The sequence below is a fragment of the Blastococcus sp. HT6-30 genome, assembly GCF_039729015.1.
Taxonomy (GTDB): domain Bacteria; phylum Actinomycetota; class Actinomycetes; order Mycobacteriales; family Geodermatophilaceae; genus Blastococcus.
Window position 1 is genome coordinate 1,662,402 of the sequence record NZ_CP155792.1, and the last position, 25,485, is coordinate 1,687,886.

The following is a 25,485-nucleotide window of genomic DNA, read 5'->3' on the forward strand; positions in this document are numbered from 1 at the left end:
CTAGTTCGGTGGCTGCACGGTCCAAGGCGCGCAAGCGCGCCGTCGACGTCCTGTACGAGGCCGACGTCCGGGGCCGCGACCGGATGGAGCTCCTCCGGGAGCGGGTCGCCGACGGCAACCCGCCCGTTCCCGAGCACGCCGTCCGCCTGGTCGAGGGCGTGGACGAGTTCGGCGCGCGCATCGACGAGCTGATCGAGGCCCACACCGCCGGCTGGTCGCTGCACCGGCTGCCCGACGTGGACCGCGCGATCCTGCGCATGGCCACCTACGAGCTGCTCTGGGCCGACGACGTGCCCGACGCGGTGGTCATCGACGAGGCGGTGGAGCTGGCCAAGGCGCTGTCCACCGACGAGTCCCCGCGCTACGTCAACGGCGTCCTGGGCGCCATCCTCGCCGCGGAGGTCCCGACGGCCTAGCGAGGGCGCACGGCACCCACGAGGTGGGCCCGGCGGTCCGGCGAGGAGTGTGGTCGGACACGCGCGTGGCAGCAGGGGATCGGCCGCTGGGCCCGGCGTCGTCCGGAGGACGGCGACGTCATTGCAGGTCGCGGCGAGCGAAGAGCCAGACGCCGGCACCGAGGACCAGGGCCGCGAACGCGCCGACGACGAGGCCGCCCTGCAGGTTGGTGACCAGGTAGGACGGTGGGCCCTGGGGCCCGGTGCTCACCACGCTGTAGTCGATGACCGGGACCCCGCCCGGGACGACGAGGGCGACCGCGTTGGTCGACAGCAGCCAGCGATCGAGCAGCGGGTCGTAGATCCGCAGCGCGGTCTCGACGATGGCGAAGTAGACGAACCCGACGCCGAGCGCGGCCCCGGTGTTGCGCACCAGGTTGGCCAGCCCGAAGCCGATCAGCGCCACGAGAACGGCGAGCACGACCCCGCGCCCCTGGGCGGCGAGCAGTTCGCCCCAGAACCCCTCCGGCAGCGGGTTCCCGGTGCCCACCAGGGTCCGGAGGATCCACGCCATCGCCAGCCAGGCGGCCTGCGCCGCCAGGCCGATGACCAGCGCCGCCAGGACGAGGACGCCGATCTTCGTGCCGATGACGCGCAGCCGGTTCGGCACCCAGAAGAGCAGGGCGACGATGGTCCGGGTCGACCACTCGGCGCCGATCCAGGTGGCGCCGATGAGGAACGCGAGCACCGCGGCGGCGGCCGCGAAGCCGATCGCGCCCGCCTGGCCGGCGTCGGCGAGGTCGAACGGCGCCGTGGTCAGGTAGTCCTCGACGCGCCAGGTGGAGGTGTCGAGCGGGGGCCCGCAGAACTGCTCGACCGGCTGGCCGACCTCCTCGGCCTGCGTCGCGCACTCCGCGCGCCACGCCTCCTCGCTCGCGATGACCTCCTCCATGCGCTCGCGGGCGGCGGCGACGTCGGCGTCGGTGGGCTCGCCGAAGTTGAGCAGACCGAGGACGACCGCTGCCAGCCAGCCCAGCACGCCCAGCCCCAGCAGGACGTGGATGAACCGGCGCGCGGTGAACCGGTGCAGCTCGGCGCGGAACAGGCTGCCGCGCCGCGGGGTCGACGTCGGCCCGGCCGAGGTCGTCGGCTGCTCGGTCGCGGCGCTCACGCCTGCCCTCCGGTGATGGCGAGGAAGGCGCTCTCCAGGTCGGGGGTCACGCGGACGAGCTCCTCGAGGTAGTGGCCGTGCTCCGCGAGCACGCGGGTGATCTCCCCGGTCGCGGGCGCGCCGTGCACGAGCACCTGGCCGTCAGGTGCCGGTGAGACGGCGAAGCCGGCGGCGCCGAGCACCGCCGCCGCGGCGGCCGGGTCGGGGACCACCACGCGGACGTCCCCGGTGCCGGCCCGGGAGAGGACCGAGGCGACCGGGCCGGAGGCCACCCGACGGCCGCGAGCGAGGATGGTGACCGAGTCGCAGACCTGCTGGATCTCCGCGAGCAGGTGCGAGGACACCAGGACGGTGGTCCGGCCGTCGGAGCCCAGCCGCCGGATGAGCTCGCGCACGTCGCGGATGCCGGCAGGGTCCAGGCCGTTGCTCGGCTCGTCGAGGATGAGCAGCCGCGGTGCCTTGAGCAGCGCGGCGGCGATGCCGAGGCGCTGCTTCATGCCGAGGGAGTAGCCCCTGAACCGGTCGTCGGCCCGCTCGCGCAGGTCCACCAGCTCCAGGCACTCCTCGACGCGCACCCGGGGGACGCCGGCGGTCTCGGCCAGCAGGCGCAGGTTGCGCCGCCCGGAGAAGCCGGGGAAGAACAGCGGCGTCTCGACCAGGGCGCCGACGTCGCCGATCACGCCCGTCAGGCCGGCGGGCACCGGGCTGCCGAGCAGGCGCAGGTCGCCGGCGTCCACCCGCACCAGCCCGAGCAGCGCCCGGATCGACGTCGTCTTGCCCGAGCCGTTCGGGCCGAGCAGGCCGTGGACGCCGCCGGTGTCGACGGCCATGTCGAGTCCGTCGAGCGCCTTGTGCGGCTGGCCGCCGCGTCCGCGGTAGGTCTTGGTGACCCCCGCCATCTCCACCGCAGGCATGCGGCCTCCCTGCTCGTCCGGTCCGGGCGCCCGGCTGGCAGCACAGTGGCACACGCGGTGCCGCGGGGGACGGCGTCGGAGCGCGCGTGTCGAGACCGCCGCGGTCCGGAAACGACGAGGCCCCTGCCGGATCGGCAGGGGCCCTCGCACGGCCCCCTGCCGGGGCCGCCGCGAACGTGCGAGCGGCGGGGGGCAGAGGGTCCTTCGTCAGCGCGGGGAGCGCCGGCGGTCGCCCCAGGCGGACTCGTCGACGTCCTCCTCGAGGTCGTCGTCGCCGCTGCCGACGATGCCCTCCATGCCGGGGGAGAGCACGCCCCACTCGATCAGCCGGGAGGTGAGCTCGTCGGGGCTCATGTCGTAGATGATCGCCAGCGACTTCAGGTCCTCGGCGCGGATGGACAGGACCTTGCCGTTGTAGTCGTGCCGCTGGGCCTGGATGGTCGAGGCGTAGCGGGCCAGCGGGCCGGCCTCGTCGGCGGGCAGCGAGCCCAGCGACTCCAGGTTCAGCACGATCTTGTTCGTGGAGGTGACCGCCGAGCTGGGGCGCGGGTCCGGCAGCAGCTCGGACACGGGCACGCCGTAGAAGACGGCGAGCTCGGAGAGGCGCTGCACGGTGACGGCGCGGTCACCTCGCTCGTAGGAACCGACGACGACCGCCTTCCAGCGGCCGTGCGACTTGTCCTCCACGCCCTGCAGGGACAGGCCCTGCTGGTTGCGGATGGCGCGGAGCCGGGCGCCGAGGGCCCGTGAGTAGTCGGTGCTCATCGCTGTCTGCTCACTGTCCGTCGTCTCGGATCGGGGCTGTTCGTCACGCAGCGTACTTGTCGAGCCGGGATCGCAACAGGCGGGCCGACACGATCGGGCAGGTGAGCGCGCCGCGAGGTCACTACGCGGAGGCGGTCCCCGCCCGGGTGCCCGGCGGCCGGTCGCGGCGGTGCAGTACCGTCGTCGCCGGTCCGACCACTCCTTTAACGACCCGTCCAGTGAGGCGGGGAAGGAGGCCTCATGGCCCGCTCGCCCGAGCCTGCCCGGAGTCCGTCTCCCGGCACGCTGCTCTCCTCCGCCGACGTCGCCCGTGTCGTCGACCGCATGGCCCACCAGCTCATCGAGCGGTACGCCCGGGGCGGTGGGGTGGGGAACGACGCCGCGGCCGACCCCGCACCGTCCGACGGTGGCCTCTCCGACCTGGTGCTCGTCGGCATCCCGACCCGCGGCGCCCCGCTGGCCCGCCGGCTCGCCGCCCGCATCGAGGCGTTCACCGGCACCCGGGTCGACGTCGGCACCGCGGACATCACGCTCTACCGCGACGACCTGCGGCTCCGCGGCGTCCGTGCGCTCGAGCCCACGGTCCTGCCCGACGCCGGCATCGACGGCCGGCTGGTGGTGCTCGTCGACGACGTCCTCTTCTCCGGCCGCTCGGTGCGGGCGGCGCTGGACGCGCTGCGCGACCTGGGCCGGCCCCGCGCCGTCCAGCTGGCCGTGCTGGTCGACCGCGGGCACCGGGAGCTGCCGATCAAGGCCGACTTCGTCGGCAAGAACGTGCCGACGTCGCGGTCGCAGCAGGTGCGGGTGCACCTGGCGGAGATCGACGGGACCGACGAGGTGCTGGTCACGGAGGGGGAGCAGTGAAGAGGCACCTGCTGGAGGCGGCCGACCTCGACCGGGCCGACGCGACCCTGGTCCTCGACACCGCGGCGCAGATCGAGCAGGCGCTGGCCGGGCGCGAGGTCAAGAAGCTCCCGACGCTGCGCGGGCGGACCGTGGTCAACCTCTTCTACGAGGACTCCACGCGCACCCGGATCAGCTTCGAGCTGGCCGCGAAGCGCCTCTCCGCCGACGTCATCAACTTCTCCGCCAAGGGCAGCAGCGTCTCCAAGGGGGAGAGCCTCAAGGACACCGCGCTGACCCTCGAGGCGATGGGCAGCGACGCCGTCGTCGTCCGGCACGGGGCCTCCGGCGCACCGCACCGGCTGGCCAACTGGGTCCGCGGCAGCGTGGTGAACGCCGGCGACGGCACCCACGAGCACCCGACCCAGGCGCTGCTGGACGCCTACACGATCAGGCAGCGGCTGGGCCGGCTGGACGGCGTCCGCGTCACGATCGTCGGCGACGTGCTGCACAGCCGGGTCGCCCGCTCCAACGTCGGCCTGCTGCACACCCTCGGCGCCGAGGTCACCCTGGTGGCGCCACCGACGCTCCTGCCGGTGGGCGTGGGCAGCTGGCCGGCCGAGGTGGGCTACGACCTGGACGCGGTGCTGCCCAAGAGTGACGTGGTGATGATGCTGCGGGTCCAGGCGGAGCGGATGAACGCGTCCTTCTTCCCCAGCGCCCGGGAGTACAGCCGCCGCTACGGCCTGGACGCGCACCGCATGGCCGCGCTGCCCGACGACGCGATCGTCATGCACCCCGGCCCGATGAACCGCGGCATGGAGATCGCCGCCGACGTCGCCGACTCGGTCCGCTCGACGATCGTCGAGCAGGTCGCCAACGGGGTGTCGGTCCGCATGGCCGTGCTCTACCTGCTGCTCGGAGGCAACGCGTGACCACCTACCTGATCACGGGCGCCCGGCCGCTCGGCGGCGACCCCGCCGACATCCTGGTCGAGGACGGCCGCATCACCGCCGTCGGCGAGTCGCTGTCGGCGACCGGCGCCGAGGTCGTCGAGGCCGGCGGCCTGGTGGCGCTGCCTGGGCTGGTCGACCTGCACACCCACCTGCGCGAGCCCGGCCGCGAGGACGCCGAGACGGTGGAGACCGGCAGCCGCGCCGCGGCCCTGGGCGGCTTCACCGCGGTGCACGCGATGGCCAACACCGACCCGGTCGCGGACACCGCCGGCGTCGTCGAGCAGGTGTGGCGGCTGGGGCAGGAGGCCGGGCTGGTCGACGTGGTCCCGGTGGGTGCGGTGACCGTCGGGCTGCGGGGCGAGCGGCTGGCCGAGCTGGGCGCCATGGCCGACTCCGCCGCCCGGGTCCGGGTCTTCTCCGACGACGGGCACTGCGTGTCCGACCCGGCGCTGATGCGCCGTGCGCTGGAGTACGTCAAGGCCGTCGACGGCGTCGTCGCCCAGCACGCCGAGGAGCCACGGCTGACCATCGGCGCCCAGATGCACGAGGGCGACCGCTCCGCGCGGCTGGGGCTGACCGGCTGGCCGGCTGCCGCGGAGGAGGCGATCATCGCCCGCGACGTGCTGCTCGCCGAGCACGTCGGCGCCCGCCTGCACGTCTGCCACGTCTCGACCGCGGGCTCGGTGGAGATCCTGCGCTGGGCGAAGTCGCGCGGCGTGCAGGTCACCGCCGAGGTCACCCCGCACCACCTGCTGCTCACCGACGCCTGCACCGAGTCCTACGACCCGGTGTTCAAGGTCAATCCGCCGCTGCGCACCGACGACGACGTCGAGGCGCTCCGGGCCGGCCTCGCCGACGGCACGATCGACGCCGTCGGCACCGACCACGCCCCCCACGCGGTGGAGGACAAGGAGAGCGAGTGGGCCCAGGCCCGGCCGGGAATGCTCGGGCTGGAGCAGGCGCTGTCCGTGGTCATCGAGACCATGGTGGAGCCCGGCCGGCTGGACTGGGCCGGCGTCGCCGACCGGATGTCGGTGCGGCCGGCCGCGATCGGCCGGCTCCGTGGCCACGGCCGCCCGCTGGCCCCCGGCGAGCCGGCCAACCTGGTCCTGGTCGACCCGGCCGCCCGCGCGACGGTCGACCCGGCCGCGCTGGCCAGCCGCAGCCGCAACAGCCCCTATGCCGGCCGGGAACTCCCCGGCCGGGTGGTCGCGACGTTCCTGCGGGGGACGCCGACCGTTCTGGACGGAAAGGCAACACGGTGAGCGCCAGCCCCGACGGCGAGATCGGCGATCTCGCCGTCATCACCGCCGCGACGGGGGCGAGATCGCCGATCTCGCCCCGGATGGATCGGACCGGAGAGGCAGTCAAGTGAAGGAAGCGCTCCTCGTCCTCGAGGACGGGCGCACGTTCCGGGGCGAGGCCTACGGCGCACCGGGGACGACGGTCGGTGAGGCGGTGTTCGCCACCGGCATGACCGGCTACCAGGAGACGCTGACCGACCCCAGCTACGCCGGGCAGATCGTGGCGATGACCGCCCCGCACATCGGCAACACCGGCGTGAACGGGGAGGACGACGAGAGCCGCCGCATGTGGGTGGCCGGCTTCGTCGTCCGCGACCCTGCGCGCCGGCCGGCCAACTGGCGCGCCACCGGCAGCCTGGACGACGAGCTGGTCGCCCAGGGGGTCGTCGGCATCAGCGGCATCGACACCCGGGCGCTCACCCGGCACCTGCGCGACCGCGGCGTGATGCGGGCCGGGATCAGCACCGAGCTCGACGCCGAGGCGCTGCTGGCACGGGTCACCGCCGCGGAGAGCATGACCGGCGCCGACCTCGCCCCGACGGTGAGCACCGGCGAGGGGTACGTCGTCCCGGCGGTGGGGGAGAAGCGGTACACCATCGCCGCGCTCGACCTCGGCATCAAGACCGCCACCCCACGGCACCTGGCCGAGCTCGGCGTGGAGACCCACGTGCTGCCCTCGACGGCGACCGCCGAGGAGCTGCTGGCCGCCGGACCGGACGGCGTCTTCCTCTCCAACGGCCCCGGCGACCCGGCCGCCGCCGACTACGCCGTGGCGGCGGTGCGCGGAGTGCTCGATGCCCGCCGGCCGCTGTTCGGCATCTGCTTCGGCAACCAGATCCTGGGTCGCGCCCTGGGCCTGGGCACCTACAAACTGCGCTTCGGCCACCGGGGGCTCAACCAGCCGGTGCTCGACCGGGTCAGCGGCACGGTGCGGGTGACCAGCCACAACCACGGCTTCGCCGTCGACGCCCCGCTGGACCGCTCCTCCGACACGCCCTACGGCCCGGTCGAGGTGAGCCACGTGGGCCTCAACGACGACGTCGTCGAGGGCCTGCGGCTGATCGACGCGCCCGCCTTCAGCGTCCAGTTCCACCCGGAGTCGGCGGCCGGCCCGCACGACGCCGCACCCCTGTTCCAGCGCTTCGTCGACCTGATGGAGACCGCCCGCAGCGGCGGGGACGCCGTCAGCCCACCTCCCGTCGTGGAGCACAGCACCGGCGAGAAGGAGGCCTGACGTGCCCAGGCGCACCGACATCCAGCACGTGATGGTGATCGGCTCCGGGCCGATCCTCATCGGCCAGGCCGCCGAGTTCGACTACTCCGGCACCCAGGCCTGCCGCGTGCTCAAGGCCGAGGGGCTGCGCGTCAGCCTGGTCAACAGCAACCCGGCGACGATCATGACCGACCCCGAGATCGCCGACGCCACCTACATCGAGCCGCTGACGCCGGAGTTCGTGGAGAAGGTCATCGCCAAGGAGCGCCCGGACGCGCTGCTGGCGACCCTCGGCGGCCAGACCGCGCTCAACATCGCCATCGGCCTGTACGAGAACGGCGTGCTGGAGAAGTACGGCGTCGCGCTGATCGGCGCCGACGTGGACGCGATCAACCGCGGCGAGGACCGGCAGATGTTCAAGGACATCGTCCGGTCGATCGGCGCCGACGCCCCGCGCTCCCGGGTCTGCGGCACTGTCGAGGAGGCGCTGGAGACCGCCGAGGACGTGGGCTACCCGGTCGTCATCCGGCCGAGCTTCACGATGGGCGGCCTCGGCTCCGGGTTCGCCACCGACCAGGCGATGCTGCGCCGGATGGCCTCCCACGGCCTGGCCGACTCCCCGGTGCACACCGTCCTCATCGAGGAGTCGGTGCAGGGCTGGAAGGAGTACGAGCTCGAGCTGATGCGCGACCGCAGCGACAACGTGGTCGTCATCTGCTCGATCGAGAACATCGACGCGATGGGCGTGCACACCGGTGACTCGGTGACCGTCGCGCCGGCGATGACCCTCACCGACGTCGAGTACCAGCGCATGCGTGACGTCGGCATCGCGGTGCTGCGGGAGGTCGGCGTCGACACCGGCGGCTGCAACATCCAGTTCGCCGTCAACCCGGCCGACGGGCGCCTGGTCGTCATCGAGATGAACCCGCGTGTCTCCCGGTCCAGCGCGCTGGCGTCGAAGGCCACCGGCTTCCCGATCGCGAAGATCGCGGCCAAGCTCGCCATCGGCTACACCCTCGACGAGATCACCAACGACATCACCGGCGTCACCCCGGCGGCCTTCGAGCCGACGCTGGACTACGTCGTCGTGAAGATCCCGCGGTTCGCCTTCGAGAAGTTCCCCGGCGCGGATCCGCGGCTGACCACGACGATGAAGAGCGTCGGCGAGGTCATGGCCATGGGCCGCAACTTCGCCGAGGCGCTGGGCAAGGCCATGCGGTCCACCGAGACCAAGGTGGCCGGCTTCTGGACCGGGGCAGAGGACACCCGCTCGGCCGAGGAGCTGCTCCAGGCGCTGCGGACGCCGGTCGACGGGCGGCTCTACACCGCGGAGCGGGCGCTGGCCGCCGGCGCCACCGTCGGCGACGTCGCGGCTGCAAGTGGTTTCGACCCGTGGTTCGTCGACCAGCTGGTGCTGGTGCGCGAGATCGCCGAGGCGGTCCGCGAGGCGCCGGCCCTCACGCCGGAGCTGCTGCGGCGCGCCAAGCGGCACGGCCTGTCCGACCGGCAGATCGCCGCGCTGCGGCCGGAGCTCGCCGGCGAGGACGGCGTCCGCGCGCTGCGCTGGCGGCTGGGCGTGCGGCCGGTCTACAAGACCGTCGACACCTGCGCCGCGGAGTTCGCCGCCCGCACCCCCTACCACTACTCGTCCTACGACGAGGAGACCGAGGTCGAGCCCCGCGAGAAGCCCGCGGTGCTCATCCTCGGCTCCGGGCCCAACCGGATCGGCCAGGGCATCGAGTTCGACTACTCCTGCGTGCACGCGGTCATGGCGCTGCAGGACGCCGGCTACGAGGCGGTGATGGTCAACTGCAACCCCGAGACCGTCTCCACCGACTACGACACCGCCGACCGGCTGTACTTCGAGCCGCTCACGTTCGAGGACGTCCTCGAGGTGGTCGAGGCCGAGCGCGCCGCCGGCCCGGTGGCCGGCGTCATCTGCACCCTCGGCGGCCAGACCCCGCTGGGCCTGGCGCAGCGGCTCAAGGACGCCGGCGTGCCGGTGCTGGGCACCTCACCGGAGGCGATCGACGACGCCGAGCACCGTGGAGCCTTCTCCCGGGTGCTGGCCGACACCGGCCTGCTCGCCCCGAAGCACGGCACGGCGACGACGTTCGCCGAGGCGCACCAGATCGCCACGGACATCGGCTACCCGGTGCTCGTCCGGCCGTCCTACGTGCTCGGCGGCCGCGGCATGGAGATCGTCTACGACGACGCCACGCTGGAGGCCTACATCGCCAAGGCCACCGACGTCAGCGCCGCCCACCCCGTGCTGGTGGACCGGTTCCTGGAGGACGCGGTCGAGATCGACGTCGACGCGCTCTACGACGGCACCGACCTGTACCTGGGTGGCGTGATGGAGCACATCGAGGAGGCCGGCATCCACTCCGGCGACTCCGCGTGCGCGCTCCCGCCGATCACCCTGGGGTCGGCGGACCTGCGGGGGATCCGCGCCGCCACCGAGAAGCTCGCCGCCCGGATCGGCGTCCGCGGCCTGTTGAACGTCCAGTACGCGATCAAGGACGACATCCTCTACGTGATCGAGGCCAACCCCCGGGCGAGCCGGACGGTGCCCTTCGTCTCCAAGGCGACGGCTGTGCAGCTGGCCAAGGCCGCGGCGCGGATCGCGGTCGGCGAGACGATCGCCGACCTGCGCGGCGCCGGGGTGCTCCCCGCGACGGGGGACGGCACCGACCTGCCCGACGACGCGCCGATCGCGGTGAAGGAGGCGGTCCTGCCCTTCCACCGCTTCCGCACCGTGGAGGGGCACGGGGTGGACACGGTCCTGTCGCCGGAGATGAAGTCCACCGGCGAGGTGATGGGGCTCGACGCGGAGTTCGGCACCGCGTTCGCCAAGTCGCAGGCCGCGGCGTACGGGTCGCTGCCGACCGAGGGGACGGTGTTCGTCTCGCTGGCCAACCGGGACAAGCGCTCGGCGGTCTTCCCGATCAAGCGGCTGGCCGACCTGGGTTTCCGCCTGCTGGCCACGACCGGCACCGCGCAGGTGCTGCGCCGCCACGGGGTCGCCGCCGAGGTGGTCGGGAAGTTCAGCGAAGGCCCGGGCAACATCGTCGAGCGCATCCAGGCCGGCGACGTCGACCTGGTCATCAACACGCCCTTCGGCGCTCCCGGCAACAGCGGTCCGCGGCTGGACGGCTACGAGATCCGCACCGCCGCGGTGAGCGCCGGCATCCCGTGCATCACCACGGTGCAGGGCATGGCGGCCGCGGTGCAGGGCATCGAGGCGCTGCGCCAGGGAGGCATCTGCGTGCGGAGCCTGCAGGAGGTGCACGCGGCGCTGGCCGGTGGCACGCACGGCGGGCCGAGCACGTTCGCCGGCACGTCGGCGTGACGGCGGCGGCCCCGGACGAGGTGGTCCGGCAGGTGCGCGCCCACCTGCTGGACCGTGGGCTGGTCGACGGTCTCCCGGCCGGCTTCCTGGCCGGGGTCACCCGGTTCGCCCGGCCGCCGCAGCCGGAGCTGGACGCGCTGGGGACGGCGGCCGGCGAGCTCACCGCACGGCTCGCCGCGGACCGGGCCGGCGCCGCGGACCTGCCGCTGCTGACCCGGGTGCTCTTCTTCGCCGGGCACGCCGACGTCCTCGCCGCGACGGGGTCGCCGGTGCCTGCCTACGACGTCCTGGGCGGGTTCCGGGACAACCTGGCCCGGCAGCTGGGGCCCCGGCTGCCCGCCCGCCCCACGGCGGGCGGCCGGCGCTGGCGCCTGCTGGGGCGCTCGGTCGGCTTCCCGATCGGGGTGCCGGCCTGCGTGCTCAACGGCAGCGAGGCGTGGGTGCGGCACAACGTGGCCAACGGCTACAGCGTGCTGACCTACAAGACCGTCCGCGGCCGCGAGCACCCGCCCAACGAGCAGCCGAACTGGACGTTCGCGCCGCGGGAGACCGGGAGCCTGGCGCCCGGCGCGGCCGCCGACGTCGTCTCCGACCCGTGGGACTGGGTGCCGCCGGGCTCGCCGGCGGTGAGCACGGTCAACTCCTTCGGCGTCCCGTCGCCGGCGCCGGCGGAGTGGATGGCCGACCTCGAGCGCGCGCTCGCCGCGGTCGGGGACGACGTGCTGCTGCTGGTCAGCGTCATGGGGGAGGGCAACGGCACCGACCTGGTCGAGGACTTCGCCCGCACCGCCCGCATGGCGGAGGAGGCCGGTGCGCCGGTCGTCGAGCTGAACCTCTCCTGCCCCAACACCCTGGACGCGTCGGCGTCGGGCGTGAAGCCCCCGCTGTGCCTGGATCCGGACGCCACCGTGACCGTGGTGGAGGCGGTGCGCCGGGCGCTGGACGACCGGACCGCCCTGGTGGCGAAGCTGTCCTGGCTGGACGAGCCGGCCCTCGCCGCGCTGGTGCCCCGGCTGGCCCCCCTGGTCGACGGCGTCGCCGGGATCAACACCGTGCAGAGCCGGGTGCGCCGCAGCGACGGCGCCGCCACCTTCCCCGGCCGGGAGCTGGCCGGCCTCTCCGGCGTCGCGGTGCGCGAGCCCGCCGTGGACTTCACCCGGCGCTTGGTGGCGCTGCGGGCGGGCGGGAGCCGGCACTTCGACGTCCTGGCGATGGGCGGGGTCACCGACCCCGGCTCGTTCGAGGCACTGTTCGCCCTCGGCGCCGACGCGGTCCAGTCGGCCGCCGGCGCCTTCGCCGACCCGTTCCTCGCGCAGCGCTGCATCGCTGCGCTGGGGCAGGCCCTGCCCCGCGCCGTCGAGGAGGACGCGTGACCGCGCCGTTCGGCCACCGCCTGGCCGATGCCGTCGCCGCGCGCGGCCCGCTGTGCGTCGGCATCGATCCGCACCCGCCGCTGCTGGCCTCCTGGGGGCTGGCCGACGACGCCGAGGGGCTCACGCGGTTCACCGACACCGTCGTCGACGCCCTCGCCGGCACCGTCGCCGTCCTGAAGCCGCAGCTGGCGTTCTACGAGCGGCACGGCTCCCGCGGCCTGGCGGCCCTGGAGGGCGGCGTCGCGCGCGCCCGTGCGGCGGGGGCGCTGGTGCTGCTGGACGCCAAGCGCGGGGACATCGGCTCGACGATGGACGCCTACGCCGACTACCTGCGGCCCGACCACCCGCTGGCCGTGGACGCGATGACGGTCAGCCCCTACCTGGGTCCGGGCTCGCTGCAGCCGGCGGTCGACACCGCCCGCGCCCACGGGGGCGGGCTGTTCGTGCTGGCCCGCACCTCCAACCCCGACGCCGGGGCCCTCCAGCACGCGCTGGTGGGGGAGCGGAGCGTCGCGCAGGTGGTCGTGGACACCGTGCGCGGCTGGAACACCCCCGGCTGGGCGGTCGGCGACCCGCTGCCCGACCCCCGGGCGGTGCGGGACCTCGCTCCCCGGTTCGGCCCCTCCACCGGTTCGTTCGGGGTCGTCGTGGGTGCGACCCTGCGCGAGCTCGACGTCGACCTGAGCGGGCTGGGCGGGCCGGTCCTGGCCCCGGGGCTCGGCGCCCAGGGCGGGGCCGTGAGCGACCTGCGGCGGCTGTTCGGCGCGGGCGCGGCGGTCGTCCCGACGGTCTCGCGCGACGTCCTCGGCGCCGGCCCGGATCCGTCCGCGCTGCGCGCCGCTGCCGACCGCTGGGCGGAGGCGCTCACGGCGTGAGGCGGCTGCTGCCCTGGGTCACCGGAGCCCCGGGTGCGGCGCTGCTGGTCGGCGAGGTGCTCGTGTTCCCGGCGCTCGGGAGCGGGCTCCTCGGCCGCACGTCCGGTCGGCGGCAGGGCCGCTCGCCGGTCTGATCCGGGCCGCTGGTGGGCGTGTCGTGTCCTCGGCGTGTCGGTGGCGCGGAGCGGACCTGGGCAGAGGACTTTCCTCCCGGAACAGGACCGTTCGCGGGCCGCCTCTGACCTGGGCCGATCACTATCAGTGACGAACTGCGCGGCGAGCGTGCGACCCGGGGCCGCCCCACCGCCCCGGTGATCCCCGACAGCGTGCGTGACCAGCGGATTTGCCGGGAACTACCCGGACCGTGAGGCTCGGAGCGGAGGCGCACCACGTCTCGACGAACCGAACGACGGCCGGCCGGCGCACGGCCGGCGACGACACGATTGGGTTGCACCATGCCCCTGCCTGACCTGTCCCCGGAACAGCGGGCGGCCGCCCTGGAGAAGGCGGCCGCAGCTCGCAAGGCACGTGCCGAACTGCGCGAGCGACTCAAGAGCAAGGGCGCCACGGTCGGCGACGTCCTCAAGCAGGGCGAGACCGACGAGATCATCGGCAAGATGCGCGTCTCCGCGGTCCTCGAATCCCTGCCGGGTGTCGGCAAGGCGCGGGCTGCGAAGATCATGGAGCGCCTGGAGATCTCCCCGACGCGACGCGTGCGGGGGCTGGGCGCCAACCAGCGGCGGGCGCTGGAATCGGAGTTCGGCGGCGAGGAGGTCGTCGCCGAGCAGGTTCCTGCCGACGGCTCCGTCTGAGGAGCCGCCGGCGCCGCCGACGAACGCGGGTGAGGACGACGAGTGGCTGCAGCGACACCGGCACGGCTGACCGTGCTCTCGGGACCCTCCGGGGTCGGCAAGGGCACCGTGGTCGCCGAGGTCCGGCGGCGGCACCCCGACGTGTGGGTGTCGGTGTCGGCCACCACTCGTCGTCCCCGGCCGGGTGAGGTCGACGGCGTGCACTACCACTTCGTCGACGACGCGGAGTTCGACCGGCTGGTGGCCACCGACGGGCTGCTGGAGTGGGCCGAGTACGCGGGCAACCGCTACGGGACCCCGATCGCCCCGGTCCACGCCCAGCTGGCCACCGGCCGGCCGGCGCTGCTGGAGATCGAGCTGCAGGGGGCCCGGCAGGTCCGGGCCCGGGCGCCGGAGGCCCAACTGGTGTTCCTGGCGCCGCCGTCGTGGGCCGAGCTGGTCAGCCGGCTGGCCGGTCGCGGGTCCGAGCCGGCCGCCGTGCAGGAGCGACGGCTGGCCATCGCCCAGGCCGAGCTCGACGCCTCCGGGGAGTTCGACCGGGTGGTCGTCAACGACGACGTGTCCCGCGCCGCCGACGAGTTGGTAGGCTTGCTGACTGCGCCGTCGCCCAGCCTCAGCCCGGGTGGCAGCGCCCACGAGTGAGCGCCCCGGTCCGCCGGCCCGCGCGCCACTCCCGCCGAACGATCGAGGAGACCCGTCCACCCGTGTCCGGAGTCGCACCCGCCCCCGAGGGCATCACCAACCCGCCGATCGACGAGCTGCTCGAGCGCACCAGCAGCAAGTACGGCCTGGTGATCTTCGCCGCCAAGCGCGCGCGCCAGATCAACGCCTACTACAGCCAGCTCTCCGAGGGCCTGCTGGAGTACGTCGGCCCGCTGGTCGACACCGCGCCGCAGGAGAAGCCGCTGTCGATCGCGCTGCGCGAGATCAACGAGGGCCTCCTGGCGCACACCGCCGGCGAGAACTGAAGAAGGACCCCGTCCCTCTCACCCCTCGCACGCTCGGGGCGAGCCTCCGGACGGGGCCACGGCTGGCGGCGTTCGACGTCGCCGCCCGTTGGAGTGACGACGCCCCCGGCACCCGCCGGGGGCGCCCTCGCGTCTGGGGGAGGATGAGCGCATGAGCCGGATCGTGCTGGGCGTCAGCGGCGGCGTCGCCGCCTACAAGGCCGCGCTGCTGCTGCGGGCCCTCACCGAGGCCGGGCACGACGTCCGCGTCGTCCCCACCCCGGGCGCGCTGCACTTCGTGGGCGCCGCCACGTTCGAGGCGCTGTCGGGCAACCCGGTCACCACCGACGTCTGGTCCGACGTCCCCGAGGTCGCGCACGTGCGGATCGGCCAGACCGCCGACCTCGTCGTCGTCGCCCCCGCCACCGCCGACCTGCTCGCGCGCGCCGCCGCAGGCCGGGCCGACGACCTGCTCACCGCGACGCTGCTCACCGCCCACTGCCCGGTGGTCTTCGTCCCCGCCATGCACACCGAGATGTGGCTCCATCCCGCCACCCAGGACAACGTGGCCACGCTCCGCCGCCGCGGCGCGGTCGTCCTGCCGCCCGCCGTCGGCCGGCTGACCGGGCCGGACTCCGGCCCCGGCCGGCTGCCCGAGCCCGCCGATGTCGCCGCGCTGGCCGCCGTCGTGCTCGACGGCGGTGCCTCCGCGTTGCCGCAGGACCTCGCCGGCCGCCGGGTGGTCATCAGCGCCGGCGGGACCCGCGAGCCGCTGGACCCGGTCCGGTACCTGGGCAACCGCTCGTCGGGCAAGCAGGGCTGGGCCCTCGCCCGGGTCGCCGCCGCCCGCGGCGCCGAGGTCGTGCTGGTGGCGGCCAACGTCGAGCTGCCCGCGCCCTTCGGCGTCCGGGTCGTGCCGGTCGGGACGGCCGAGGAGCTGCGCGCCGCGGTGCTCGCGGAGTCGGATGACGCCGACGTCGTGGTCATGAGCGCCGCGGTCGCCGACTTCCGGCCGCTCAGCGTCGCCACCACCAAGCTGAAGAAGGGCGCAGCCAGCGAGCCGAGCGCCATCGAGCTGGTCCGCAACCCCGACGTCCTGGCCGAGCTGGTCGCCAGGCGCCCGCCGGGCCGGCTCGTCGTCGGCTTCGCCGCCGAGACCGGTGACGACGACGGCGACGTGCTCGCCCACGCGCGCGCGAAGCTCGCCCGCAAGGGCTGCGACCTCCTCGTGGTCAACGACGTCTCGGCCGGCCAGGTCTTCGGCCGGGCGGAGAACGCCGTCGTGGTGCTCGCGGCCGACGGTCCGACGACCGAGGTGCCGCGGGGGAGCAAGGACGCCGTCGCCGCCGGGATCTGGACCGCCGTGGCCGGCCGGCTGGAGCCCCGTCCCCGGCCGTGACCTACGCCGTCGTGCCCACCGTCGGAGCGCGCCGGTAACGTTCCCTCCCGGTGCCACGCACCGGATCGTCGATCGAGCTCCACACCCAGCAGCCCGCCATCGCTCTGCCGCCACCCGCCCGCCGTCCCCAGGGAGTACCGAGTGCCACGCCGCCTCTTCACGTCCGAGTCGGTGACCGAGGGCCACCCGGACAAGATCGCCGACCAGATCAGCGACTCGATCCTCGACGCGATGCTGGCCCAGGACCCGCGCAGCCGCGTCGCCGTCGAGACCCTCATCACCACCGGTCAGGTCCACATCGCGGGCGAGGTCACCACCGCCGGCTACGTCGACATCCCGGCCATCGTCCGCGAGACGGTCCTGCGGATCGGCTACGACTCCTCCCGCAAGGGCTTCGACGGCGCGTCCTGCGGGGTCAGCGTCTCCATCGGAGCGCAGTCGCCCGACATCGCCCAGGGCGTCGACACCGGCTACGAGGCGCGCACCGGTGGCACCGCCGACGACGAGATCGAGCGCCAGGGCGCCGGCGACCAGGGCCTGATGTTCGGCTACGCCACCGACGAGACCCCTGAGCTGATGCCGCTGCCCATCGCGCTGGCCCACCGGCTGTCCCGTCGCCTCTCCGCGGTCCGCAAGGACGGGTCGGTGCCCTATCTGCGTCCCGACGGCAAGACCCAGGCCACCGTGGTCTACGAGGACGACCGGCCGGTCGCGGTCGACACCGTCGTCGTCTCCTCGCAGCACGCCGAGGACATCTCGATCGAGACGCTGCTGACCCCCGACATCGAGGAGCTCGTCGTCGAGCCCGAGCTGGCCGCCCTCGGCCTGCCCACCACCGGTCACCGGCTCCTGGTGAACCCCACCGGGAAGTTCGTCATCGGCGGCCCGATGGGCGACGCCGGGCTGACCGGCCGCAAGATCATCGTCGACACCTACGGCGGCATGGCCCGCCACGGCGGCGGCGCCTTCTCGGGCAAGGACCCGTCGAAGGTCGACCGCTCCGGTGCCTACGCGATGCGCTGGGTGGCCAAGAACGTCGTCGCCGCCGGGCTGGCCCGCCGCTGCGAGGTGCAGGTCGCCTACGCGATCGGCGCCGCTCACCCGGTCGGCCTGTTCGTCGACACCCGCGGAACGGGCACGGTCGCCGACGAGGTGCTGGAGAAGGCGATCACCTCGGTGTTCGACCTCCGGCCCGGCGCCATCGTGCGCGACCTGGACCTGCTGCGGCCCATCTACGGGCCCACCGCCGCCTACGGCCACTTCGGCCGCGCCGACCTGGACCTGCCGTGGGAGCGGCTGGACCGCGTCGAGGCGCTGCGCTCGGCCGTGGGGGTCTGACGAAGGACCTCCTCGCCCCCCACGACTCGCCGGCTCGCCCCCGGGCCTCGCGAGCGGGCCACCGGAGGGGCGCGGAACTGTCGGTGTGAGTGGGGAGACTGGTCGGGTGCAGGTGGCCCGGGTCGTCGTCGACGTCCCGCTGGCACACCTGGACCGGCCGTTCGACTACGCCGTTCCGGAGAAGTTCGCCGACACGGTGCAGCCCGGCTGCCGGGTGCGGGTCCGCTTCCGCGGCCGGCTGGTCGACGGCGTGGTGTGGGAGCTGGCCGACAGCACCGAGTTCGCCGGCGCGCTGCAGCCGCTGTCGCACGTGCCCTCCGGTGAGCCGGTGCTCACCCCGCAGGTGGCCCGGCTGGTGCGCGCCGTCGCCGACCGGTACGCGGGCACCGCGAGCGACGTGCTGCGGCTGGCGCTGCCCCCGCGCCGGGGCGCCGCCGAGAAGCGGCCCACGCCGACGCCGGAGGAGCTGCCCGGGCCGCCGGACCCGGCCGGGTTCGCCCGCTACCCGGCCGGCCCGGCTCTGCTCGGCGCGCTGGCCGAGGGGCGTCCGGCGCGCGCCGTCTGGACGGCGCTGCCGGGGGAGGACTGGCCCACCCGGCTGGTCGAGCTCTGCCGCGCGGCGCTGTCGGGCCGGCGCGGGGCTCTGGTCGTCGTGCCCGACGGCAAGGACCTGGATCGGCTGACGGCGGCGGCGGAGCGGGTGCTGCCGCGGCACTCGTTCACCGTGCTGCGCGCCGACGACTCGCCGGAGGTGCGCTACCGCCGGTTCCTCGCGGCTTCCCGGGGCGCCGCGCAGGTGGTGCTGGGCACGCGGGCGGCGATGTTCGCGCCCGTCCGGGACCTCGGCCTGGTCGTCGTCTGGGACGACGGCGACGACCTGCACTCCGACGAGCGCGCGCCCTATCCGCACGCGCGCGACGTGCTCGTCCAGCGGGCCTGGCTGGACTCCTGCGCCGCGGTCGTCGCCGGCACGTCGCGGACCGCGGAGGCCGCGCTGCTGGTGGAGTCCGGCTGGGCGCACGAGCTGGTGGCAGACCGCGGGGTGCTGCGCTCGGCGGCGCCCCGGGTGCAGGCGCTGGGGGACGACTTCGAGCTGGCCCGCGACCCCGCGGCCCGCACCGCCCGGCTGCCCTCGCTGGCCTACGAGACGGCACGCAGGGCGCTCGCGGCCGGTGCCCCCGTGCTCGTGCAGGTGCCCCGGCGCGGCTACGTCCCGTCCCTGTCGTGCGCCCGCTGCCGGGCCCCGGCCCGGTGCGCGTCCTGCGCCGGTCCGCTCGGCATCTCCCCGCGGCCGGGTCCGGGCGGCACCCGTATCCCGGCCTGCCGGTGGTGTGCCCGCCCGGCCGCCACCTTCGACTGCCCGCACTGCCACGGGACCAAGCTGCGGGCCGCGGTGGTGGGGGAGTCGCGCACGGCCGAGGAGCTCGCGCGGGCCTTCCCCGGCACGACCGTCCGAACCTCCGGCAGCACCTCCGGGGTGCTCGCCACGGTGCCGGCCGGCCCGGCGCTGGTCGTGGCGACCCCCGGGGCCGAACCGGTGGCCGAGGGCGGGTACGGCGCCGCGCTGCTGCTGGACTCGTGGGCACTGCTCGGCCGGGCCGACCTGCGGGCCGGCGAGGAGACGCTGCGGCGGTGGATCAACGCCGCCTCCCTGGTGCGCCCGGCATCGGCCGGGGGCCAGGTGGTCGTGGCCGCCGACGCCGGCCATCCCGTCGTCCAGGCGCTGGTGCGGTGGGATCCCGGCTGGCTGGCCGAGCGGGAGCTGGCCGACCGCCGGGAGCTCGGCTTCCCGCCGGTGACCCGCATGGCGTCGCTCGTGGGGTCGCCGGCGGCGCTGGGCGAGTTCCTGGCCGCCGCGCGGCTGCCGTCCGACGCCGATCTGCTGGGCCCGGTCCCGGAGCCGCCCCGTCCGGGGCAGGAGGGGGACCGGGAGCGCTACCTGGTGCGGGTGCCGCGCACCCAGGGCGCGGCGCTGGCGCACGCCCTGGCAGAGGTGCAGGGAGTGCGCAGCGCGCGCAAGGTGCCCGACCACGTGCGGGTGCAGCTGGATCCGCTCACGCTCGTCTAGCCGTACTGCCCGGACAGATTGGTCAAGCGGGTGATGGGTGGGCGGCTGGCGGTCGCCGGCCTGGAGGTCCTGGTCCCCGGGGAGGCGGACCGCGACCTCGTGCACCGGGTCATCCAGGAGGAGCTCGTGCGTGGGCTCGTGCGCGAGGAGTCGCGGCGGGCCTGCCGCGACGCGGTCGACCGGCGCGCGGCGCGCGGCGTGCGGGGCGTGGTGCTCGGCTGCACCCACCGCTCGCACGCTCGCCGCGGGACCCTGCACGGGGGCCGCATACGATCGTCGGGTGAGCGTCACCCCCATCCGGCTGTACGGCGACCCGGTGCTGCACCGGCCCGCGGCGCCGGTCGTCGACTTCGACGAGGAGCTCCGGCAGCTCGTCACCGACCTGACCGAGACCATGCAGGCGGCCGGGGGCGCCGGGCTCGCGGCCCCCCAGATCGGCGTCGGCCTGCGGGTGTTCACCTGGTACGTCGACGGTGAGGTCGGCCACCTGGTCAACCCGGACGTCGCCGCGGTCGGCGAGGAGGTGCAGGACGGCCCGGAGGGCTGCCTGTCCATCCCCGACCTGCGCTACGACTGCCGCCGGCACCTCCATGTGGTCGCCTCCGGCTGGAACGTGCACGGCGACCCGGTGCGCGTCGAGGGCTCCGAGCTGCTCGCCCGCGCCATCCAGCACGAGACCGACCACCTCGACGGCGTCCTCTTTGTCGACCGGCTCGCCGAGGCCGACCGCGTCGCCGCGCTCGCCGAGATCCAGGCCGCCGAGTGGGCCGGCTACGGCAGCTACCTCCCCGTCGTGAAGGTGAGCCCGCACTGAAGCTCCTGTTCGCCGGCACGCCGGCGCCCGCCGTCCCGTCCCTCGACGCGCTGCTCGCCTCCGACCACGAGGTCGTCGCCGTGCTGACCCGCCCGGACGCCCGCTCCGGGCGCGGCCGGAAGGTGAGCCGCTCCCCGGTGGCCGAGCGCGCCGACGACGCCGGCATCCCCGTCCTGCAGCCGCGCTCGCCCCGCGAGCCGGAGTTCCTCGAGCAGCTGGCCGGTCTCGCGGTCGACTGCGCGCCGGTGGTCGCCTACGGCGCGCTGGTGCCGCAGGCGGCCCTCGACCTGCCGCGGCACGGCTGGGTCAACCTGCACTTCTCGCTGCTCCCGGCCTGGCGGGGCGCCGCACCGGTGCAGCACGCGATCATGGCCGGCGACGAGCTGACCGGCGCCTCGACGTTCCTCCTGGAGGCCGGCCTCGACACCGGCCCGGTGTACGGCACCCTCACCGAGGCCATCGGCCCCCGGGACACCGCCGGGGATCTCCTCGACCGGCTGGCGGTCAGCGGCGCCGGGCTGCTCGTGGCCACGCTGGACGGCATCGCCGCCGGCGCGCTCGAGCCCCGGCCGCAGCCGGTGGACGGCGTCAGCCTGGCGCCCAAGGTCGAGACCGCCGACGCCCGGGTGGACTGGGCGCTGCCCGCGCACGTCGTCGACCGGCGGGTCCGGGGCGTGACGCCGGCGCCCGGCGCGTGGACCACCTGGCGGGGCGAGCGGATGCGGCTGGGCCCCGTCGGACCGGTGCCGGACGGGCCGCCGCTGGCCCCGGGAGAGCTGCTGGCCGACGCCGGGCGCGTCCTCGTGGGCACGGGCAACGGCCCGGTCCTGCTGGACCAGGTTCAGCCCGCGGGCAAGCGGATGCTGCCGGCCGCGGACTGGGCCCGCGGTGCCCGGCCCGCCCCGGGCGAGCGGCTGGGCGGCGAGTGACCCGCCCGCCTCGGAAGGGCGGTCCGGGCCGGCGCCGTCACCCGGCGACCCGGCGGCCGGTGCTCGACGGCGCGCGGCTCACCGCCTACGACGTCCTGGACGCCGTCTCCTCCCGCGAGGCGTTCGCCAACCTGCTGCTGCCGCAGCTCCTGCGGGAGCGGCAGCTCGACGAGCGGGACGCCGGGTTCACCACCCAGCTGGCCTACGGCGCCCTGCGGGCGCAGGGCACGCTCGACGCCGTCCTGACCGGGCTGGTGTCGCGGCCGCTGGCGGAGCTGGACCCGCGGGTGCTCGACCTGCTGCGGCTCGGGGCGTACCAGATCATCGACCTCCGGGTGCCCTCGCACGCGGCCGTGGACACCACCGTCGACCTCACCCGGGCGATCGTCGGTCCCGGCGCGTCCGGCTTGGTCAACGCAGTGCTGCGCAAGGTTGCCGCCGGCGGTGACCGGGCCGCCTGGCTGGCCGCGCTCGGCGCCGAGGGCGACGAGCTGCTGGCGCTGGCCACCGACCACCCGGGGTGGATCGTCGACGCCTGGCGGGACGCGCTCGGCGACGACGCCGAGCTCGAGTCCGCGCTGCTGGCTGACGACGTCGCGCCGGAGGTGCACCTGGTCGCCCGGCGCATGGAGCGCGAGGCCCTCGTGGAGGAGTCGGGCGGGCAGCCGGGGCCCTGGTCGCCCTTCGCCGTGCGCCTGGGCGGGGGAGATCCCGGCCGGCTGGCGTCGGTGCGTTCCGGCCGCGCGGCCGTGCAGGACGAGGGCAGCCAGCTCGCGGCCCTGCTGCTGGCCCGGGCGCCGTTGGAGGGGCCGGAGAGCGCGTGGCTGGACATGTGCGCGGGGCCCGGCGGCAAGGCCGGGCTGCTCGCGGTCACCCGGCCCGACGGGGTGCGGCTGACCGCGGCCGACCGGGCTCCGCACCGGGCGGAGCTGGTCGCCCAGGCGTTGCGCGACGAGGACGACGTCGAGGTGCTGGCCGCCGACGGCACCCAGCCGCCGTGGGCGCCGGGGTCGTTCGACCGGGTGCTGCTGGACGCGCCGTGCACCGGGCTGGGGGCGCTGCGCCGCCGTCCCGAGGTGCGCTGGCGCCGCACGGCCGAGGACGTCGCACCCCTGGCGGAGCTCCAGACGGCGCTGCTGGACAGTGCCCTGCGCTCGGTGCGGATCGGCGGGGTGGTCGCCTACGTGACCTGCTCGCCGCACACCGCCGAGACGGTCGCAGTGGTCGACGCCGTGGCCGCGCGCGACGACGTCGAGGTCCTTCCGGTGGCCCCGCTGTTCCCCGAGGTACCGGGGATCGGCCGTGGTGACCACGGGCAGCTGTGGCCGCACCGGCACGGAACCGACGCGATGTTCATGGCATTGCTCCGCCGCACCGGCTGATCCGCCCCGCCATCCTGCGGCCGCGGATGATCTGCCGGCTGCCCGACGGCCTCGCCCACCCGGTGCGCATGGACCTGCACAGCGGGAGGCACCTGCGCCCGAGGGGCACCACGGACGCCGCGATCGACTACCCCGGCCGTCATAGGGTCCCGCGAGCGGCTGTGGTCCGTCTACGGGAACGCCTGGGGATGGCCGCCGGCGCACATGACCGTGGACAGGACCGCGACGACCTCGATCCGCCGACCAAGACGGGGACGTCGGGGCCGAGTGTCGTGGTGGGTCGTCGATCGGCTGGTCGTCAGCCCGGTCGAGCGGGCGATGGGCCAGTTCGCGCCCCGCTGGCTGGCCCAGGCGTGGTCGTTGCCCGGGCAGCCCGGTTCGTCGGCCGGGGATTCCTCCTGGTCGGAGTGGAACGTCCGTCCCGCCCGTGGCACCCCACGCGAGCACCCCACGCGTGCCGACGGCCACGGCACGTGCCGACGGGACGTCGGCTCCCGCGCGCGGGTCTCAGAACCGGGCCGAATCGCCGTCCTCCGTGGCCGGCGGGGGTGAGTGGTCCACAGGAGAGCGGCCGGGGGGCCGAGCCGGTAGTGGTGGCCCGGAAGGCGGCGGACCGGTCGCGGCCATGTCGGGTGGGCGGGTGCTGCGGGTGGCGCCGTCGGGAGTGGTGGCGGGCATGTCGGGTGGGCGGGTGCTGCGGGTGGCGCCGTCGGGAGTGGTGGCGGGCATGTCGGGTGGGCGGGTGCTGCGGGTGCTGCGGGTGGCGCCGTCGGGAGTGGTGGCGGCCATGTCGGGTGGGCGGGTCTTGCGCGTGACGCCGCTCGGTGTGGTGACCCTCAGGATGCCGTCGGGCGTCATGGCGAAACGCCAGCCGGGAGCGAACGTCTTGAGTCGGTGGTGGCGCCGGCACAGACAGCACAGGTTCTCGCAGGCGGTGGCCCCGCCGTCGGCGTGGGGCAGCACGTGGTCCAGGTCGGCCCAGCCGGGGCGGTTGCCGCAGCCGGGGTGGCGGCACCCGCGGTCGCGGCTCCTGGTGAAGCGGTGCTGAACGGCTGAGGGCCGGTAGCGGTGGGACGGTGCCGGCGGGCCGAGGACCGGGCACGCGCAGTCGGCGCCGGGGTGGGCCGGGCAGCCGCGGCGCACCGACCGGGCCAGCTCGCCGCGGGTGGCCGTGGCACGGAGGGCGCCGGTGGCCGGGTCCAGCAGCGAGATGCCCAGGCTGCCGCCGGTGGGCGCCTGCAGACCGCCGGGGCACAGCGCGTCAAGCCCTTCGAGGAGCGCGCGCAGCTGGGCGGCGGTGATCGGCTGCCCCTCGACCTCCGCCGGCGCGACCTGGCGGCAGGACGCGGCGGAGGCCGGGCCGCCGGACACCGACGGGTCCCCGGCCACCGGCGCGGCATCGGCGTGGTGGGGGAGCTGGTGGCCGACCGGGCAGGTGTCGTGGCCGGCGGCTGCGGCGAACAGGGCGCCGACCGGGGCGAGCACGTCCAGGTGCGCGGTCACCGGTGGCCGGCTGGTGTCCCAGGGGCGCAGCACCAGGTCACCCAGCGCAGACACCCGCAACTGCCCGATGGGGCGGGAATCCCCATCCTCCTTCGCCATCCGCCCGTAGCGGTCGACGGTCTCTCGGATCGCCGCGGCCATCGGCTGCGGCAGGAACACCGACAACTCGGCCATCCCATCGGGCGCCGGGTGCACCACGACGTCGGCGCAGCGCTCCGCCTGCCTGCGCCGCCGCTCGGCGGCCGCGGCGTCGTGGCGCAGCAGTTCCCGGCGCACCGCGGCCCGCACCCGGGTCACCGGCAGCTCCCGGGCGCCGGGCAGCACCGCGGCCTCCACCGCCGCGATCACCTGCGGCGCCAGCTCCCGCACCGGCCCGGACAGCTCAGCGGCAACCGCCCGCGCTCGCGGCCATCCCAGCGCGCTGTCGGCCAGCGCGGCCCAGGTGGCGGGCAGGTGCTCGACCAGCGTCGTCGACAGCTCCGCCTGCGTGGTCGCCTCGGCTCGCGAGCAGTTCAGCACCATCGCCAGCTCGTCGGCGAAGAACTCGCTCACCCCCGCTGACGGTGGGTTCCCCGGGCCCGGCAGCCAGTCCGGCGACGCAGCCCCCGGCTTCCCGAGCTGCCGGTCCGTGGTGTCCGGCCGGCGGGCCGCCAGCTCGCAGATCAGCTCGGCGCGGTACGCGGCCAGCGCCGACTCCGCCTGCTGGATCCGCTGCAGCTCCAGCGCGATCTCGGCGTCGGTGCGGGCCGCGACCGGCATCGCCTCACCCAGGCGGGTCGGGCGGGCCACGGCCCCGGCCGGCACCAGCTCCGCCGGCCACGACGGCACGTCCAGGACGTCGACCGTCAGGCCGACCCCGAACCTGCCGCCTTCGAACACATGAGCGACGCTACCGGCGGGGTCCGACACTTCTCCGCCCCGCGTGCGCGCCCCCGGCTCAGCCCGTCAGCCCGGCCACCAGCTCGGCCAGCAGTCCGACCACCAGTCCGGCCGGCAGTCCGATCACCAGCGAGGCGGTCATCGCCGGGAGCGCCGTGCTGGGCCGGGTGACCCGGCGCTCCACCCGGCCGGGCAGTGCCACCTCGCGAGGCGGTCCGGGTGGGTGGGCGAGCCACCGACGTGCCCGCGTGAC

23 protein-coding genes are annotated in these 25,485 nt (G+C 75.2%); 18 read left to right on the forward strand and 5 right to left on the reverse strand.

Annotated elements, in window-relative coordinates:
- Positions 1 to 8: 8 nt before the first annotated feature.
- Positions 9 to 416, forward strand: coding sequence for a transcription antitermination factor NusB (nusB, locus tag ABC795_RS08015; protein ID WP_347060459.1), 408 nt, complete (start codon positions 9 to 11; stop codon positions 414 to 416).
- Between the two features lie 118 nt (positions 417 to 534).
- On the opposite strand, the gene ABC795_RS08020 is transcribed toward nusB, so the two are convergent.
- The 3 genes from ABC795_RS08020 to ABC795_RS08030 form a co-directional block, all read right to left on the reverse strand.
- Positions 535 to 1,566: a hypothetical protein gene (locus tag ABC795_RS08020; protein ID WP_347060461.1), complete on the reverse strand. Its 1,032-nt coding sequence runs from the start codon at positions 1,564 to 1,566 to the stop codon at positions 535 to 537.
- On the reverse strand, positions 1,563 to 2,480 hold the full coding sequence (locus ABC795_RS08025; protein WP_347060462.1) for an ABC transporter ATP-binding protein: 918 nt from the start codon (positions 2,478 to 2,480) through the stop codon (positions 1,563 to 1,565). Before ABC795_RS08025 ends, ABC795_RS08020 begins: the two co-directional genes overlap by 4 nt.
- A gap of 207 nt (positions 2,481 to 2,687) precedes the next feature.
- Positions 2,688 to 3,245 (reverse strand): transcriptional regulator, encoded by a 558-nt coding sequence (locus ABC795_RS08030; RefSeq protein ID WP_347060463.1) that lies wholly within the window; start codon positions 3,243 to 3,245, stop codon positions 2,688 to 2,690.
- A gap of 240 nt (positions 3,246 to 3,485) precedes the next feature.
- Here ABC795_RS08030 and pyrR point away from each other — a divergent pair, with 240 nt between their 5' ends.
- The 17 genes from pyrR (at position 3,486) to ABC795_RS08115 (ending at position 22,850) form a co-directional block, all read left to right on the forward strand.
- Complete coding sequence (pyrR, locus tag ABC795_RS08035) at positions 3,486 to 4,109, forward strand: bifunctional pyr operon transcriptional regulator/uracil phosphoribosyltransferase PyrR (protein ID WP_347060464.1); 624 nt, start codon at positions 3,486 to 3,488, stop codon at positions 4,107 to 4,109.
- Complete coding sequence (locus tag ABC795_RS08040) at positions 4,106 to 5,023, forward strand: aspartate carbamoyltransferase catalytic subunit (protein WP_347060465.1); 918 nt, start codon at positions 4,106 to 4,108, stop codon at positions 5,021 to 5,023. Before pyrR ends, ABC795_RS08040 begins: the two co-directional genes overlap by 4 nt.
- Complete coding sequence (locus ABC795_RS08045) at positions 5,020 to 6,309, forward strand: dihydroorotase (protein ID WP_347060466.1); 1,290 nt, start codon at positions 5,020 to 5,022, stop codon at positions 6,307 to 6,309. The genes ABC795_RS08040 and ABC795_RS08045 overlap by 4 nt, the downstream gene beginning before the upstream one ends.
- A gap of 106 nt (positions 6,310 to 6,415) precedes the next feature.
- The gene (carA, locus tag ABC795_RS08050; RefSeq protein WP_347060467.1) at positions 6,416 to 7,582 is read left to right on the forward strand and encodes a glutamine-hydrolyzing carbamoyl-phosphate synthase small subunit; all 1,167 of its coding nucleotides are present in this window, start codon (positions 6,416 to 6,418) and stop codon (positions 7,580 to 7,582) included.
- 1 nt (position 7,583) lies between these two features.
- Positions 7,584 to 10,913, forward strand: a complete 3,330-nt coding sequence (gene carB / locus ABC795_RS08055) for a carbamoyl-phosphate synthase large subunit (RefSeq protein WP_347060468.1) — start codon at positions 7,584 to 7,586, stop codon at positions 10,911 to 10,913.
- The gene (locus ABC795_RS08060) at positions 10,910 to 12,286 is read left to right on the forward strand and encodes a dihydroorotate oxidase (RefSeq protein ID WP_347060469.1); all 1,377 of its coding nucleotides are present in this window, start codon (positions 10,910 to 10,912) and stop codon (positions 12,284 to 12,286) included. The genes carB and ABC795_RS08060 overlap by 4 nt, the downstream gene beginning before the upstream one ends.
- Positions 12,283 to 13,161 carry an orotidine-5'-phosphate decarboxylase gene (pyrF, locus tag ABC795_RS08065; protein WP_347060470.1) on the forward strand — a complete coding sequence of 293 codons (879 nt, stop codon included), beginning with the start codon at positions 12,283 to 12,285 and terminating at the stop codon, positions 13,159 to 13,161. Before ABC795_RS08060 ends, pyrF begins: the two co-directional genes overlap by 4 nt.
- Complete coding sequence (locus tag ABC795_RS08070; protein WP_347060471.1) at positions 13,158 to 13,295, forward strand: hypothetical protein; 138 nt, start codon at positions 13,158 to 13,160, stop codon at positions 13,293 to 13,295. The genes pyrF and ABC795_RS08070 overlap by 4 nt, the downstream gene beginning before the upstream one ends.
- A gap of 321 nt (positions 13,296 to 13,616) precedes the next feature.
- On the forward strand, positions 13,617 to 13,973 hold the full coding sequence (gene mihF, locus ABC795_RS08075) for an integration host factor, actinobacterial type (protein ID WP_347060472.1): 357 nt from the start codon (positions 13,617 to 13,619) through the stop codon (positions 13,971 to 13,973).
- Between the two features lie 42 nt (positions 13,974 to 14,015).
- Positions 14,016 to 14,615, forward strand: coding sequence for a guanylate kinase (gene gmk / locus ABC795_RS08080; RefSeq protein ID WP_347060473.1), 600 nt, complete (start codon positions 14,016 to 14,018; stop codon positions 14,613 to 14,615).
- Positions 14,616 to 14,677: 62 nt separating this feature from the next.
- A complete protein-coding gene (rpoZ, locus tag ABC795_RS08085) occupies positions 14,678 to 14,941 on the forward strand; it encodes a DNA-directed RNA polymerase subunit omega (RefSeq protein WP_014376157.1) in 264 nt (87 codons plus the stop codon).
- 151 nt (positions 14,942 to 15,092) lie between these two features.
- On the forward strand, positions 15,093 to 16,319 hold the full coding sequence (coaBC, locus tag ABC795_RS08090; protein ID WP_347060474.1) for a bifunctional phosphopantothenoylcysteine decarboxylase/phosphopantothenate--cysteine ligase CoaBC: 1,227 nt from the start codon (positions 15,093 to 15,095) through the stop codon (positions 16,317 to 16,319).
- A gap of 141 nt (positions 16,320 to 16,460) precedes the next feature.
- A complete protein-coding gene (gene metK, locus ABC795_RS08095) occupies positions 16,461 to 17,657 on the forward strand; it encodes a methionine adenosyltransferase (protein WP_347060475.1) in 1,197 nt (398 codons plus the stop codon).
- A 106-nt stretch (positions 17,658 to 17,763) separates the two neighbouring features.
- The gene (locus ABC795_RS08100; protein WP_347060476.1) at positions 17,764 to 19,725 is read left to right on the forward strand and encodes a primosomal protein N'; all 1,962 of its coding nucleotides are present in this window, start codon (positions 17,764 to 17,766) and stop codon (positions 19,723 to 19,725) included.
- Positions 19,726 to 20,005: 280 nt separating this feature from the next.
- A complete protein-coding gene (def, locus tag ABC795_RS08105) occupies positions 20,006 to 20,539 on the forward strand; it encodes a peptide deformylase (protein WP_347060477.1) in 534 nt (177 codons plus the stop codon).
- A complete protein-coding gene (gene fmt, locus ABC795_RS08110) occupies positions 20,488 to 21,468 on the forward strand; it encodes a methionyl-tRNA formyltransferase (protein WP_347060478.1) in 981 nt (326 codons plus the stop codon). The genes def and fmt overlap by 52 nt, the downstream gene beginning before the upstream one ends.
- A 59-nt stretch (positions 21,469 to 21,527) precedes the next feature.
- Positions 21,528 to 22,850: a transcription antitermination factor NusB gene (locus ABC795_RS08115; RefSeq protein WP_347060479.1), complete on the forward strand. Its 1,323-nt coding sequence runs from the start codon at positions 21,528 to 21,530 to the stop codon at positions 22,848 to 22,850.
- A gap of 507 nt (positions 22,851 to 23,357) precedes the next feature.
- Here the strand turns inward: ABC795_RS08115 and ABC795_RS08120 are convergent.
- Positions 23,358 to 25,232 (reverse strand): DUF222 domain-containing protein, encoded by a 1,875-nt coding sequence (locus ABC795_RS08120; RefSeq protein ID WP_347060480.1) that lies wholly within the window; start codon positions 25,230 to 25,232, stop codon positions 23,358 to 23,360.
- Between the two features lie 58 nt (positions 25,233 to 25,290).
- Complete coding sequence (locus ABC795_RS08125) at positions 25,291 to 25,434, reverse strand: hypothetical protein (RefSeq protein WP_347060481.1); 144 nt, start codon at positions 25,432 to 25,434, stop codon at positions 25,291 to 25,293.
- Between the last annotated feature and the right edge of the window lie 51 nt (positions 25,435 to 25,485).

Coding starts and splice junctions, on each gene's coding strand:
- ABC795_RS08025 (WP_347060462.1), bottom strand. CDS start 2,480: ATGCCTGCGGTGGAGATGGCGGGGGTCACCAAGACCTACCGCGGACGC.
- coaBC (WP_347060474.1), top strand. CDS start 15,093: ATGAGCCGGATCGTGCTGGGCGTCAGCGGCGGCGTCGCCGCCTACAAG.
- mihF (WP_347060472.1), top strand. CDS start 13,617: ATGCCCCTGCCTGACCTGTCCCCGGAACAGCGGGCGGCCGCCCTGGAG.
- ABC795_RS08030 (WP_347060463.1), bottom strand. CDS start 3,245: ATGAGCACCGACTACTCACGGGCCCTCGGCGCCCGGCTCCGCGCCATC.
- pyrR (WP_347060464.1), top strand. CDS start 3,486: ATGGCCCGCTCGCCCGAGCCTGCCCGGAGTCCGTCTCCCGGCACGCTG.